The organism is Acidimicrobiia bacterium (genome assembly GCA_041394025.1).
Classification (GTDB): Bacteria; Actinomycetota; Acidimicrobiia; order IMCC26256; family JAOSJL01; genus JAOSJL01.
Window position 1 is genome coordinate 1 of record JAWKJA010000004.1, and the last position, 13,610, is coordinate 13,610.

At 69.9% G+C, this 13,610-nt stretch carries 15 protein-coding genes and 4 tRNA genes; 12 read left to right on the forward strand and 7 right to left on the reverse strand.

Annotation, left to right across the window (positions count from 1 at the left end; all coding sequences use genetic code 11):
* The coding region (locus R3A49_11440) for a catalase (GenBank protein MEZ5171347.1) at nt 1-1,116 on the forward strand (1,116 nt) is incomplete at its 5' end.
* 39 nt (nt 1,117-1,155) lie between these two features.
* Here R3A49_11440 and R3A49_11445 read toward each other — a convergent pair.
* Nucleotides 1,156-1,770: a GNAT family N-acetyltransferase gene (locus tag R3A49_11445; GenBank protein MEZ5171348.1), complete on the reverse strand. Its 615-nt coding sequence runs from the start codon at nt 1,768-1,770 to the stop codon at nt 1,156-1,158.
* Nucleotides 1,771-1,801: 31 nt separating this feature from the next.
* Nucleotides 1,802-3,166 (reverse strand): TrpB-like pyridoxal phosphate-dependent enzyme, encoded by a 1,365-nt coding sequence (locus tag R3A49_11450; protein ID MEZ5171349.1) that lies wholly within the window; start codon nt 3,164-3,166, stop codon nt 1,802-1,804.
* A 212-nt stretch (nt 3,167-3,378) separates the two neighbouring features.
* Between R3A49_11450 and R3A49_11455 the strand changes: the two genes are divergently transcribed.
* The 4 genes from R3A49_11455 (at nt 3,379) to R3A49_11470 (ending at nt 6,574) form a co-directional block, all read left to right on the forward strand.
* Nucleotides 3,379-4,410 (forward strand): hypothetical protein, encoded by a 1,032-nt coding sequence (locus R3A49_11455; protein MEZ5171350.1) that lies wholly within the window; start codon nt 3,379-3,381, stop codon nt 4,408-4,410.
* Nucleotides 4,407-5,159, forward strand: coding sequence for a hypothetical protein (locus R3A49_11460; GenBank protein ID MEZ5171351.1), 753 nt, complete (start codon nt 4,407-4,409; stop codon nt 5,157-5,159). Before R3A49_11455 ends, R3A49_11460 begins: the two co-directional genes overlap by 4 nt.
* The gene (locus R3A49_11465; protein MEZ5171352.1) at nt 5,156-5,698 is read left to right on the forward strand and encodes a DUF4395 domain-containing protein; all 543 of its coding nucleotides are present in this window, start codon (nt 5,156-5,158) and stop codon (nt 5,696-5,698) included. The genes R3A49_11460 and R3A49_11465 overlap by 4 nt, the downstream gene beginning before the upstream one ends.
* Before the next feature lie 108 nt (nt 5,699-5,806).
* Nucleotides 5,807-6,574, forward strand: a complete 768-nt coding sequence (locus R3A49_11470) for a DUF6544 family protein (protein ID MEZ5171353.1) — start codon at nt 5,807-5,809, stop codon at nt 6,572-6,574.
* Nucleotides 6,575-6,601: 27 nt separating this feature from the next.
* On the opposite strand, the gene R3A49_11475 is transcribed toward R3A49_11470, so the two are convergent.
* Nucleotides 6,602-6,904 carry a hypothetical protein gene (locus R3A49_11475; GenBank protein ID MEZ5171354.1) on the reverse strand — a complete coding sequence of 101 codons (303 nt, stop codon included), beginning with the start codon at nt 6,902-6,904 and terminating at the stop codon, nt 6,602-6,604.
* A gap of 106 nt (nt 6,905-7,010) precedes the next feature.
* Nucleotides 7,011-7,084: transfer RNA gene (locus R3A49_11480), tRNA-Lys, on the reverse strand.
* A gap of 119 nt (nt 7,085-7,203) precedes the next feature.
* On the opposite strand from R3A49_11480, the gene R3A49_11485 reads away from it, so the two are divergent.
* The 3 genes from R3A49_11485 (at nt 7,204) to R3A49_11495 (ending at nt 7,508) form a co-directional block, all read left to right on the forward strand.
* A tRNA-Glu gene (locus R3A49_11485) sits at nt 7,204-7,276 on the forward strand.
* 29 nt (nt 7,277-7,305) lie between these two features.
* A tRNA-Asp gene (locus R3A49_11490) sits at nt 7,306-7,380 on the forward strand.
* 55 nt (nt 7,381-7,435) lie between these two features.
* Nucleotides 7,436-7,508: transfer RNA gene (locus tag R3A49_11495), tRNA-Phe, on the forward strand.
* An 84-nt stretch (nt 7,509-7,592) separates the two neighbouring features.
* Here R3A49_11495 and R3A49_11500 read toward each other — a convergent pair.
* Entirely contained in the window at nt 7,593-7,793 is a 201-nt protein-coding gene (locus tag R3A49_11500) for a BldC family transcriptional regulator (protein ID MEZ5171355.1), read from the reverse strand.
* A gap of 460 nt (nt 7,794-8,253) precedes the next feature.
* Between R3A49_11500 and R3A49_11505 the strand changes: the two genes are divergently transcribed.
* Nucleotides 8,254-9,030, forward strand: a complete 777-nt coding sequence (locus R3A49_11505) for a ParA family protein (protein MEZ5171356.1) — start codon at nt 8,254-8,256, stop codon at nt 9,028-9,030.
* Nucleotides 9,027-9,368 carry a hypothetical protein gene (locus tag R3A49_11510; protein ID MEZ5171357.1) on the forward strand — a complete coding sequence of 114 codons (342 nt, stop codon included), beginning with the start codon at nt 9,027-9,029 and terminating at the stop codon, nt 9,366-9,368. The genes R3A49_11505 and R3A49_11510 overlap by 4 nt, the downstream gene beginning before the upstream one ends.
* On the opposite strand, the gene purM is transcribed toward R3A49_11510, so the two are convergent.
* The gene (gene purM, locus R3A49_11515) at nt 9,369-10,430 is read right to left on the reverse strand and encodes a phosphoribosylformylglycinamidine cyclo-ligase (GenBank protein MEZ5171358.1); all 1,062 of its coding nucleotides are present in this window, start codon (nt 10,428-10,430) and stop codon (nt 9,369-9,371) included. It abuts the gene before it with no gap.
* A complete protein-coding gene (gene purF / locus R3A49_11520; protein ID MEZ5171359.1) occupies nt 10,427-11,950 on the reverse strand; it encodes an amidophosphoribosyltransferase in 1,524 nt (507 codons plus the stop codon). The genes purM and purF overlap by 4 nt, the downstream gene beginning before the upstream one ends.
* A gap of 133 nt (nt 11,951-12,083) precedes the next feature.
* On the opposite strand from purF, the gene cysC reads away from it, so the two are divergent.
* Nucleotides 12,084-12,626: an adenylyl-sulfate kinase gene (gene cysC / locus R3A49_11525; GenBank protein ID MEZ5171360.1), complete on the forward strand. Its 543-nt coding sequence runs from the start codon at nt 12,084-12,086 to the stop codon at nt 12,624-12,626.
* 7 nt (nt 12,627-12,633) lie between these two features.
* Nucleotides 12,634-13,488, forward strand: coding sequence for a PHP domain-containing protein (locus R3A49_11530; GenBank protein ID MEZ5171361.1), 855 nt, complete (start codon nt 12,634-12,636; stop codon nt 13,486-13,488).
* Nucleotides 13,489-13,610 lie beyond the last annotated feature (122 nt).

The window sequence follows — 13,610 nt, forward strand, 5'->3', positions numbered from 1 at the left end:
GGCTTCGCCCTGAAGTTCTACACGTCCGAGGGCAACTACGACATGGTGGGCAACAACACGCCCATCTTCTTCCTACGCGACCCGATGAAGTTCCAGCACTTCATCCGTTCGCAGAAGCGCCGGGCCGACAACGGGCTGCGCGACCACGACATGCAGTGGGACTTCTGGACGTTGTCGCCCGAGTCGGCCCACCAGGTCACGTGGTTGATGGGCGACCGCGGCATTCCCCGGACGTGGCGGAACATGAACGGCTACTCGAGCCACACCTACATGTGGGTGAACTCCGGCGGTGAGCGGTTCTGGGTGAAGTACCACTTCAAGACCGACCAGGGCATCGACTTCCTCACCCAGGAGGAGGCCGACCGGCTCGCCGGTGAGGACGCCGACTACCACCGACGCGACCTGTTCGACGCCATCGCCGGCGGCGACCACCCGAGCTGGACCCTGAAGGTCCAGATCATGCCCTTCGACGAGGCGGCCACGTACCGGTTCAACCCGTTCGACCTGACCAAGGTGTGGTCCCACGGCGACTACCCGCTCCACGAGGTCGGACGGCTGACCCTCGACCGGAACCCCACCGACTTCCACACCGAGATCGAGCAGGCCGCGTTCGAGCCGAACAATCTCGTGCCCGGCATCGGCGTGAGCCCCGACAAGATGCTGCTCGGGCGCGTCTTCGCCTACGCGGACGCACACCGGGCCCGCATAGGGGCCAACTACAAGCAGATCCCGGTCAACAGGCCGCAGGCACCCGTCCACAGCTACAGCAAGGACGGCGCCATGCGCGTGGAGAACGTCACCGACCCGGTCTACGCCCCCAACTCGAAGGGTGGCCCGCAGGCCGATCCCGGGACGTATCCCGACGCAGCGCAGTGGGCCGCCGACGGCGACTTCGTCCACGCGGCGTACACGCTGCGGGCCGACGACGACGACTGGGGCCAGGCCGGCACGCTGGTGCGGGACGTGATGGACGACGACCAGCGTGACCGCCTGGTCGCCAACGTCTCGGGGCACCTCGCCGACGGTGTGTCGGAACCGGTCCTGCAACGGGCGTTCGAGTACTGGCGCGCCATCGACAAGGAGACCGGCGACCGGATCGCGGAGTCGATGCCCTGACCGGTACTCCCCGAAGGACTCCTCTGCCCGGCGGCGTCGTCAGGGGTTCCTCGCCGGCCGCCACATGGGTACGAGCGGGGGCGCGCCCTGCGGCACGGTGATCTCGCCGCTCACCTCGAAACCGTGGCGGCGGTAGATCGACTCGTTGCGCGGGTTCGAGCTCTCCAGGTAGGCGTCGATGCCCTGCTCGTCGAGACGCCCGGTCATGTCGCGGAGCATCGCCGACCCGTATCCCCGCCCCCGGGCGCGGGTGTGGACCCCGAACACGGCGAGGAAGAAGTGGGGGGCGCTCGGGTGGGCCCGCTCCACGGCCGCCTGGATCCGCATCGCGCGTAGCGGGAACCGGAAGGTCCGCAGCGCCGCGGGTGTCAGGCGGATGTTGTCCGACAGCGACGTCTTCCACTCGTCGATGCCCGTCCAGACGGCGACACCCTCGATGCGGCCGTCGGCCTCGAGAACGAACACCTCGTGGCCGCCCTTTCGCGTCGCGAGCCGGACGTCCGCGGTGAAGAAGGGGCGGAACCTCGCGGTCGGGTCGCGCGGGTGGTGCGCCATCCACAGCATGTTGGGATCGGCGGCGAACGCGGCGGCGAGCGCGTCACCCGCCTCTGCGGCATCGTCGACGGACGCCCGTCGTATCAGGTGCCCGGACACCGCGTCGACCGTCGGCGCCCGGCCGGGTGTCTCACACCTGCGGGTCGGGGAGCCGGGTGAGGGCGTCGTCGATTCTCTCCTGGGGGTACTCGTAGTCCTCGACGTCCCCGCTCAGGTACCGGTCGTAGGCGGCGAGGTCGAGCTGTCCGTGGCCGCAGAGCGCGGTGAGGATGACCTTCTCCTCCCCGGTCTCGATGCACGTCCTCGCCTCGTCGATGGCCGCGGCGAGGGCGTGGGTGGGCTCGGGCGCGGGCACGATGCCCTCGGTGCGTGCGAACTCGACCCCGGCCGCGAAGCACTCGGACTGGTGCCGGTTCTCCGCTGTCAGGAGGCCCAGCTCGTAGACGTGGGAGATGAGCGGCGACATGCCGTGGTAGCGCAGTCCTCCGGCGTGGATCGGGTCGGGCACGAAGTCGTGGCCGAGCGTGTGCATCTTGAGCAGCGGCGTCATGCCGGCCGTGTCGCCGAAGTCGTAGGTGTAGGTGCCCCGGGTGAGCGTGGGGCACGCCGCCGGCTCGACGGCACGGATCTCGCAGTCGAGGTTCCCGGCGAGCTTCTCGCGGATCATCGGGAAGGTGAGACCGCCGAAGTTCGAGCCGCCTCCGACGCAGCCGACGACGAGGTCGGGGGTCTCCCCCGCCATGGCCATCTGCCGGAGCGCCTCCTCGCCGATGACCGTCTGGTGCAGGAGGACGTGGTTGAGCACCGACCCGAGGGCGTAGCGCGTCGCCTCTTCGGAGGCGGCGACCTCGACGGCCTCACTGATCGCGATGCCGAGGCTGCCGGGAGTGTCGGGGTCGTCGGCGAGGATCTTGCGCCCGACCTCGGTGACCTCCGACGGGCTCGGGTGCACCGTGGCGCCGAAGACCTCCATCATCGACTTGCGGTACGGCTTCTGGTCGTAGGAGGCACGGACCTGCCACACCTCGCAGTCGATGTCGAACAGGGAGCACGCGAAGGCGAGCGCGGCGCCCCACTGGCCGGCGCCGGTCTCTGTCGTGAGCCGACGGACCCCCTCGAGCGCGTTGTAGTAGGCCTGCGGAACCGAGGTGTTGGGCTTGTGCGAGCCGACGGGGCTCACACCCTCGTACTTGTAGTAGATGTGCGCCGGGGTCCCGAGCGCCTTCTCGAGCCGGTGCGCCCTGTACAGCGGTGACGGCCGCCACAGCCGGTAGACGTCGCGCACCTCCTCGGGGATCTCGATGAACGACTCGGCCGACACCTCCTGTTCGATGAGCCCCATCGGGAACAGGGGCGCCAGGTCGTCGGGCCCGAGCGGGCTGCGGGTACCGGGATGCAGCGGCGGCGGTGGCGGCTCGGGCAGGTCGGGGACCAGGTTGTACCACCTGGTCGGAAGGTCCGACTCGTCCAACAGGTACTTCGTGGGTTCGGCCACCACTGGTCTCTTCTCCCCGCCTCGTGTCCTGTGCTCGTCCGTACTCGTCCTGCACCCGTGCGCCGGCGCCGGGGCGTGCGGCGGAAATCCCAATTCCCGACTAGACAGGTCGGGTTTTGGCGCCTACCGTTCCGGGCCGTGATCGTAACGCCGCCTGCCGTCCCCCACCCGGTCGGGGGCCGACCCCCGACCGGAACCGAGGATCCCGCTCCGTGAACTCCGCATCACCCACGAAGCTGCGCACCGGCCCCCTCGTGGCGATCGTGTGCGTCGGCGCCGGTCTGGCCCTCGCCCCGGTCGCCTTCTCGATGTTCAGCCGCGCCCCCGAGGGCGCCACGATGATCGACGAGTTCCGCCCCTACATGACCGAGGAGCGCATCGACACCTACCAGGCCTACATGGCCGAGATCGACGCGGCGGTCACCGAGGTGGACGAGCAGGTGCGTCCCCACCTCGCCGCCGAGGCAGACATCGACGGCGACGCCTTCGACGAGCGGTTCGCGGGTTTCGTGGCCTTCGCCGACGCCTGGCCCGACATCGACGCCGACATGTCGGACCTGCTCGACACGGTCGGGGCCAACGTCGACAACTTCGGCGACGTCGACGCGCTGCCCTCCTTCACGCTCTTCCCGTGGTTCTTCGTCGGGCCGGGGCTGTTGGTCGCGGGTCTCGGCGTGGCCGCGCTCGTCGCTCCACGGCGCCGCATTCTCGTGAAGGTGCTCGTCGGTGCCGGTGTCGCCCTCGTGATCACACCCGCGGTGTTCCAGATGTTCACGCGCGCTCCCGCCGGCGCCGAGATGATCGACGACTTCACGACGATGATGACCCGCGAGCGGGTCCGGACCACGCAGGGCTACTTCGGCACGATGAGCGCGGGGGAGGGCGCCATCCGCCTGGAGCTGGTTCCCGCGCTCGAGGAGACCGGCCTCGGCGGCGACGAGTTGGCGGCGACGTTCCCGGCCGTGGCGCAGCTCGGCGACGACTGGACGGGGATCATCAACGACATGACCCCGATGATCGGGGCCATGAGCGACAACGTCGACAACTACGACGCCGTCGCCGCGCTGCCGTCGTTCACGTTGTTCCCGTGGTTCTTCGTCGTGCCCGGACTCGCCGTGGCGCTGCTCGCCGCCCTGGCCGCCCGCGACCCTCGACCGCGACGAACCCCCGCCGTCGACACGGCCTCCGACGATGCAGCACTCGATGTACCACCCGCCCGCGAACCCGTGAGGACCCCCGCATGACCAGGAACCCGATCCGCACCGTCTTCTCCGTCGTCGCCGTCCTGGCGCTGCTGCTCGCAGCGTGCGACAGCGACGACAGCAGCTCGGGCGACGACACCGGCACGGAGTCCGGCACCGACTCCGGCGCCACGACGACCGACGACAGCGGGAACGGCGAGCTCGTCGGCACCTTCGCCGTCGACGCCGGTGTGTGCGACGCCAGCGGCTTCAGCTCCGGCTCCTACCTGAAGCTGGTCCTGCCCGACGGCACCGTGTCGGACGGCCCGTTCTTCGAGAACCCCGACAGCGGCTGCGACGACAAGACCTTCACGACCGTGTCGCCGGGCGCCGACGGCGGTCTCGTGACCGGCTCCTACCAGCCCGCACCCGACCCGGCCTTCGACGCCGACGGCAACTCGCTCGCCGACGCCGTCATCGAACCGACACCGTTCACGGCCATCGCGTTCAGCATCTCGACCAACGAGGTCGACCCCCAGCTCGACGAGGGGGTCGACGCTCCGGCGATCTCGGTGTCCGACGGGGAGCTCAGCGGCCAGGTCTCCGCTGTCGTGGCGTCGTGGAACAACGAGTTCTTCAACCAGGGCTCCCCCAAGCCCGACGGCTCGGCGCCCGGGCTCACCGCCCCGGTGAGCGGGACCTACGACGAGGCCACCGGCGCGTACGTGCTCGAGTGGTCCAGCCAGATCGTCGGAGGGCCGTTCAACGACTTCACCGGAATCTGGCACCTCGAAGGGACGTTCACGCCATGACCACATCCGAGATCGACATGACGCGCACCCGGCCCGCCACGTGGGCGAGCGACCTGTTCAGCTTCCCCAACCCGGTCAACGAGCTCTCGGCGCGACTCGTCGCGGCGGGCGTGGTCGTGATGGCCGTCGCCACGTTGGTCTTCCAGCAGCCGTGGATCCTGGTGCCGCTCGCCTACGGCTTCGTCGCCCGCGTGCTCACGGGCCCGACGCTGAGCCCGCTCGGCCAGCTCGTGACACGGGTGATCGTGCCGAACCTGTCGGTGCTCGCCACCTACGTGGCGGGGCCGCCGAAGCGCTTCGCCCAGGGCATCGGCGCCACCCTGTCGGTGACGGCACTCGTGTTGCACTTCGCGTTCGGGCTCACGGGAGCGGCGTACGTGTTCGTGGCCATGATCGTCGTGGCCGCCGGCCTCGAGGCCGTGTTCGCGCTCTGCCTCGGCTGTCGCCTCTTCGCTCTACTCATGCGCTGGGGTGTGATCGCCGACGACGTGTGCGAGCGCTGCAGCAACATCTGGATCGACGAGCACACACCCGCCTGATTCCGGATCGGCCTCTGTTGCCGCTCATCGTGGGGACCATCGGTCGAGGGGTGCCTGAGGGGTGCCGGGCGCTCACGGTGGCACGCCCGGTGACAGGATGGTCGGCGCATGGGTGCACGATCTGATGCGGCAGTGGCGTTCGACGACCTCGCGAGCCCGATGCCGCCGATCGGGACGTTCAGCTCCGACGAAACGCTCGACCTCCCGGCTCCGGCTCGTCGGCTCCTCGCGAGCTCCCTGACCGAGGGCACCGAACTCGCTTCGGGCGTTGTCCTCACCATGGAGGGCGAGATCAAGCTCAAGAAGTGGATGCCGTTCCGTGCCCGCCAGGTGGTCCGTGCCGGGACGGGGTTCGTGTGGGACGCCACGGTCGGGCGTGGGCCTCTGCGCTTCGTCGGCTCCGACAGCTACCACGACGGTCGGGGCGCGTTGGACTTCCGGCTCTGGGGTCTCGTTCCTGTCGCCCGGGCCTCCGGGCCCGACGTGGACCGCAGCGCGCGGGGACGTCTGGCCGCCGAGACGGTGGCGTGGCTCCCCCAGGCACTCACACCGGCGGCGGGTGCACGCTGGACGCCGGTCGACGACGAACGTGCCGTCGTGACGGTGCCCGTCGACGACGACTCGTTCGACGTCACGGTCAGCGTCGACGCCGAGGGACACCTACGCGAGTTGTCGATGCTGCGGTGGGGAGATCCCGACGGCTCGTTCGCCGAGCACCGGTTCGGGAGCATCGTGGAGGACGTCGCGACCTTCGACGGAGTGACGATCGCCTCGGCCGGGCGGGTCGCCTGGCACCGGGGTTCGGACCGCCGGGATGACGGGGAGTTCTTCCGCTACCGGATCACCGACGCACGCCACACCTCCGGTCGGAGCTGACGACCGTCGGCGGGAAACGCGGCGTCGTCAGAGCAGGCGCGCCAGCGCAGCGGAGGCGCTGACGCCTGCGAGGACCGTGGGGACCATCCAGCGCAGGGTCGAGCGGAGAATCCGGTTCTCCATGGCGTGCAGTTCGCCCCGGAACTCGTGCTTCACGGCGTCGAAGCGGAGGCCCATGCGCTCCTCGAGTGCGTCGAGGTCCCGTTTGGTGGCGACGTCGGCCCAACCCACCGGTGGAAGCATCTCCATCAGCGTATCGGCCGCCTCCTCGTCCCACGTCCGGCGCGCCCATTCGTGCACGTGGTGTCGCGTGTGCTCATCGATGGCCATTGCTCTCCCCAGGGTCGGATGTCGGGAAGAGCCAGGCCGGCCAGGCTCCGAAGCCGAACGAACGGTAGCGGGCGCCTGCAACACCCGTGGGTTGCGCGTACCGGAGTGGGCCGCCGGGGACTCGAACCCCGAACCTGCGGGTTAAAAGCCCGATGCTCTCTCCAGTTGAGCTAGCGGCCCGCGAAGAAGGCTACGCAGTGGAAGGACCCGCCCCCGACAGGGCCGCCCCGGTACGGGAAGTCCCTGCGAGAAGGCCCGGATCCCGCTGCTACGATTCTCAGTCTCCCGAGTGGAGACGGGCCCCCATCGTCCAGCGGCCTAGGACGCCGCCCTTTCAAGGCGGTAACGGGGATTCGAATTCCCCTGGGGGTGCTGGTGCCGGCGGCGACGCCGGCGGTCACGGTCCTGTGGTGCAGTTTGGAGTGCACGCCGCCCTGTCAAGGCGGAGGTCGCGGGTTCAAATCCCGTCAGGACCGCTCGGTGGGCGGGCTCACCCGCACGCCGACGCCCGGGGCGACCCGGGGACAACACGGCCGGGTAGCTCAGTTGGCAGAGCACACGCCTGAAAAGCGTGGGGTCGACGGATCGACGCCGTCCCCGGCCACCCGCGACGACGCCGGGCCCGAGGGCCCGGCGTTTCGCATGTCTGGTCGTCGTCACGGGCCGGGCGCACCGGCCGTGGGTGGGCCTAGAGCTCGACGTCCTCGTCGACCTGGTCGAGGAAGCGCCGGATCTCGGAGGCCTTGAAGCGGCGGTGGCCGCCCAGGGTCCGGATCGCGGAGATCTTGCCGGCACGGGCCCAGCGGGTCACGGTCTTCGGGTTGACGCGGAACATCGCGGCCACCTCGGAGGGCGTGAGCAGCTCCTCGTGCTCGATCGGGTTCGTCATCGGGTCCTTGTCGGCTGCCATGTCTCCGCCTCTTCTCGTTGTCGGCTGGGTCTGGGTTGTCTCGGCTGTTGTCGTGATGTCGCAACGCAGCGGAGCTGCGCTCCATTCCGCGTTCGACCGGATATCCGAAACGGTGTCCCTTTCAGGTACCACTGTATTGTTTTGGTCCTCGATAGGCGATAGCTACATGGTGTCATTCTTCTCTAGCTCATTCGAGCTAGTCATGTACCGGCGGCTCACGCCCTCGGGAGACGTCGCGTTGATGGTGCGCGACACCGGCGCGCGTGGCCGGTCACGCGCGGAAGCCGCCGCTTCACGAACCGTGAAAGGCTTGCCACCCAAGGGCTCCGGGGCCCGGCGGGTGCAGGCCGCTCCCGGAGGTGTGTGACCGCAGACGTGTGACCCACGTCGCTCGCCCCGGCGGTCGAATCGCAGGGTCACCCCCCTACACTCACGGGCCGTGACACAGGTTCTCGCCGTGGCGAACCAGAAGGGCGGCGTGGCCAAGACCACGACCACCCACACCCTCGGGGTGGCCCTCGCCGAGCTCGGCGACCGGGTGCTGCTCGTCGATCTCGACGCGCAGGCGTGTCTCACGTGGGCCCTGGGGCTCGATCCCGAGGCACTGCGGAGCTCCCTGCACGACGTCCTCACCGGGCACGCCGAGGCGGCCGAGGTCATCACGACCACCGGCAAGGTGCAGCTGCTCCCCGCCACCATCGACCTCGCGGGCACGGAGATGCACCTGCTCACGAAGACCGGCCGGGAACACACGCTCGCACGCGCGCTGATGCCGGTCCTCGACGACTACGACGTCGTTCTGATCGACTGCCCGCCGTCGCTCGGCATTCTCACGATCAACGGGCTCACGGCCGCACAGGAGATCCTCATCCCTCTCCAGTGCGAGACGCTCAGCCACCGCGGCGTCGGCCAACTCCTCGAGACAATCGACGACGTCCGTGCCTTCACGAACCCACGCCTCACCGTGCGGGGCGTGATTCCCACAATGTACGACGGGCGCACACGCCATGCCCGGGAGGTGATCGAGGACGTCGGCGACCGCTACGGGCTGACCGTGCTCGAGCCGCCGATCCCCAAGTCGATCCGCTTCGCCGAGGCACCGGCGCGTGGCCTCACCGTCCTCGACCACGCCCCGAAGGTCAAGGGGGCGGCCGCCTACCGCGAGCTCGCAGCGGCGATCCGCTCCACACGCGACGACGCACCGCACACGCCGTGACCCTCGACACACCCGAGGGCGCCGGATCGGAGGGCCGGCGGGCCGCCGGTAGGCACGCCCTCTACTCTCGCCCGGTCGCCGACACCGACGACGCAGGCGACGGCACACGTCGGCGTTCGGCCGGCAAGGAGGCTCTCTACTCGACGGCGCAGCGGCAGGTGGGAACGGTCGTGGTCGAGTGCTCGTCGTGCGGTGGGCGCACCCGCGTGCCCTACGTCGAGTTCGCCCGGCGGCACCTGCCGTACTTCCTGTGGGTCCCCGGCAGGCGCCACTCACGTCTCATGAGCTGCCCGGCGTGCGAGGAGCGCACGTGGGTCGGCGCCCGCTGGCTGCTGTAGCTAGGTCTGACGCGCGATGCGAGTGTGACCGGAGCCTTCGACGATCTCGCCGACGAGCCACGCGTCGTGCCCGGCGGTGCGGGCGATGTCGACGGCGCGCAGGGCGTCGGCGGCCGCCACGACGGCGAGCATCCCGATCCCGAGGTTGAACACACTCTCCATCTCGTCCTCGGGGACGTTCCCGGCCTCGCGGATCTCACCGAAGATCCGTCGCTCCTCCCAGCGGCCGCGGTCGATCACGGCATCGCAGCGGTCGGGCAGGACCCGGTTGAGGTTGTTGGGGATCCCCCCTCCGGTGACGTGGGCGAAGGCGTGGACGTCGACGTGGCCGCGCAGCTCGGACATGGCGGGCGCGTAGATCACACTCGGGCGCAGCAACTCCTCACCGAGGGAGTGGTGGGCGCCGGCCCAGGCCGGGCCGGTGAGATCCCGACCGGCGGTGTCGAGCAGTGCGGCACGCGCCAGCGAGTAGCCGTTGCACCGAAGCCCCCCGCTACCCAGGCCGACCACCCGGTCGCCCGGTCGCACGCCGGAGGGGAGCACCTTCTCCCGGTCGACGACACCCACGGCGAAGCCGACCAGGTCGAACTCACCGGGCTCCATGATCCCGGGGTGCTCCGACATCTCACCACCGAGGAGCGCCGCTCCGGCGTGGCGGCAGCCCGCGGCGACGCCGGCCACGATGTCGTCGATCATGTCGGGATCGAGCTTGCCGACCGAGATGTAGTCGAGGAAGAACAACGGCTCGGCGCCCTGCACCGCGATGTCGTCGACCGACATGGCCACGAGATCGATGCCGATGCTCGAGAAGTCGCCGACGGCGCGTGCGATGAGCGACTTGGTACCGACACCGTCAGTGGCCGACACGAGCAACGGGTCGCGGTACCGCGTGGGGTCGAAGGCGAACAGGCCACCGAAGCCCCCGATGTCGCCGACGACCTCGGGACGGAACGTGGAGCGGACGTGCTCCTTGATGCGCTCCACCGCGTTCTCGCCGGCGGCGATGTCGACACCGGACTCCCGGTAGGTGAGGCGGCGCCCACCCCGCTGTCGGTCGCTCACGCGCGAACGTCGTCGGCGGGGGACGGAACGGGCCCGCCGCCGGAGGTGAGAGCGGTGGGAGCGGTGGACGCCGGCGGGCCGTCGTCGAGGGGAAGCTCCAGCACGTCCTTCGACAACGCCTCGGGGATCTCGACGGGGTACTCGCCCGACAGGCACGCCGAGCAGAAGGAACCCGGCGAGGCACCCGTGGCCTCGACGAGGCGCTCGAGGTCGAGATAGGCGAGGGAGTCGGCACCGATGTAGTCGGAGATCTCCCCGACCGACATGTCGGCGGCCAGCAGCTCGGAGCGACGACCGGTGTCCATGCCGTAGAAGCACGGCCAGCGGTAGGGCGGCGACGAGATCCGCAGGTGGACCTCCTTTGCCCCGGACTCGCGCAGCATCTTCACGATCTGGCGGGTGGTGGTGCCGCGCACGATGGAGTCGTCGACGACGACGACCGACTTGCCCCGGATGTTCTCCACGAGCGGGTTGAGTTTGAGCCGCACGCCCATGCCGCGCATCTGCTGGTTGGGGGCGATGAAGGTGCGCCCGACGTAGCGGTTCTTCACGAGCCCGTCGCCGTAGGGGATGCCGCTCGCCCGCGCGAATCCCTGCGCGGCCGGGATCCCCGACTCGGGGACCGGCATCACCATGTCGGCCTTGGCCGGCGCCTGGTCGGCCAGCGACTCGCCCATCCTCTGGCGGGCGGCGTGCACGCTCTGGCCGTAGAGGTCGGTGTCGGGCCGTGAGAAGTAGACGAACTCGAACAGGCACAGCCGCGGCTCGGGATCGGCCCACCGGAGCTCGCGCAGCCCGGAGGCGTCGATCACGACCATCTCGCCGGGCTGGACGTCGCGCACGAAGTGGGCTCCCACGATGTCGAGGGCCGCCGACTCGCTGGCGAGCACCCAGCCGCCCTCCATCTTGCCGATCACGAGCGGGCGGAACCCGTGGCGGTCGCGCACACCCACGAGGTGGGCATCGTCCATGAGCACGAGCGAGAAGGCGCCTTCGAGGTGCGGCAACGTGGCGAGCAGCGACTCCTCGAGGTCGCGGCCGTCGGCGCGGTCGCGAGTGCCCCACGACTGCGCCATCATGGCGGCGATCAGGTCGGAGTCGCTCGTGGAGTCGGCCACCGACATGTCGGGAACCATCCCCGGGAGCTGGCCGAGGTCGGCGGCGAGCGCCGCGGTGTTGGTGAGGTTCCCGTTGTGCGCCAGGGCGAAACCGGCCTCTCCCACGGAGCGGTAGACGGGTTGTGCGTTGCGCCAGTCGCTCGTACCGGTGGTGGAGTAGCGCACGTGGCCGATCGAGAGGTGACCGTCGAGGGCGGCGAGGTTCTGCTCGTCGAAGACCTGCGTGACGAGCCCCATGTCCTTGACGACGGTGATGGTCTCGCCGTCGCTCGTGGCGATGCCCGCCGACTCCTGGCCGCGGTGCTGGAGGGCGTAGAGGCCGTAGTACGACAGGCCGGCGACCGGCTGACCCGGCGCGTAGACGCCGAAGACCCCACAGGACTCACCCACACCGCGCTCCACGCACCCAGTATCCCACGCGCCGGTTCGCGGACCGGCCCTCCGGGTCGTTCGGATGCGGGGAAACGCCGGGGCTCCGGTAGCGTCGGGCCCCGTCAGCATCTTCGAGTGCGCCGGAGCCTGCAGGAGTCGCGCTGTGCCCACATCGGAACCCGGATTCTGTCTCTGGTTCACCGGTCTGTCGGGCTCGGGCAAGAGCACCATCGCGACAGCGGTCGTCGACGAGCTCCGGCGCCGCGGGCGGCTCGTGGAGCTCCTCGACGGCGACGAGGTGCGTGAGAACCTGTCGAAGGGTCTCGGCTTCTCGAAGGAGGACCGCGACATCAACATCCGCCGCATCGGGTGGGTGGCGGGTCTGCTCGCCCGCAACGGCGTGATCTCCGTGACGGCCGCCATCTCGCCGTACCGTGCCGTGCGCGACGAGATCCGCTCGACGATCACCAACTTCGTGGAGGTCTACGTCGCCACGCCGCTGGAGGTGTGCGAGGAGCGTGACGTGAAGGGCCTCTACGCCAGGGCACGGTCCGGGGAGGTCCCCGAGTTCACGGGCGTGTCGGACCCCTACGAGGAACCGCTGAACCCCGAGGTACGCGTGCTCACCCACGACCGCGACGTCGCCGGGTCGGCGTCGCAGGTGGTCAGCTACCTCGAAGGAGAAAGTCTCATCACCCCCGTATGATCGTCCCGTGATCGACCTGCACTCCCACTCCACCGTGTCCGACGGCACCGACACGCCCACCGAGATCCTGCGGATGGCCGCCGGCGCCGGGCTCTCCGCCCTGGCGCTGAGCGACCACGACACCCTCCTGCACCTCGACGAGGCGCGCGCCGCCGCCGAGCGCTTCGGGGTACGCCTCGTCCCCGCCTGCGAGATCTCGTGTGAGCTCGACGGACGCGCGCCCGGCACGATGCACCTCCTCGTGTACTTCATCGAGGACCCCGAGGGGCCTCTCGGCTCGAAGCTCGCCGCGATCCAGGACTCCCGGGTCAACCGCAACACCCACATCGTCGACGCGTTGCACCGCCACGGGATGGGCGAGGTGACCGTGGAGGAGATCCTGGAGGTGGCGGGCGGGGGTACCGTCGGACGGCCGCACATCGCGGACGTGATGGTGCGCCACGGCTACGTCGAATCGAACCAGGAGGCGTTCGACCACTGGCTCGCCAAGGGGAAGCCCGCCTACGTGGAGCGTCTCCGGCTCGGCCCCGAGGAGGCGATCGAGCTGGCCCACGCCGAGGGGGCGGTCACCTCGCTCGCGCACCCGTTCACGCTGGGTCTCGACGACGACGCGCTCGACGCGTTCGTGGCCGAGATGGCGGCCGCGGGGCTCGATGCCCTGGAGTGCCTCTACAGCACCTACTCGGCCGAGGAGACCGAGGCGGTGTCGGCCCTGGCTGCGCGCCACGGCCTCGCTCGCACCGGCGGCTCCGACTACCACGGCACCTACAAGCCCGGGCTGAGCATCGGCACGGGCCGCGGCGATCTCGTCGTCCCCGACGAGGTGCTCACCGAGCTCGAGGCCCGCCGCCCGGCCGCCTGACTCCCTCCACCCCCGCCAGGTTGGTGCGACGACCCGTTCCATGGCCGGGAAATCGCACCATCTCGGAGCACGCACCGGCCAGGATGGTGCGACAACCCGTTCCATGCCCGGGAAATCGCACC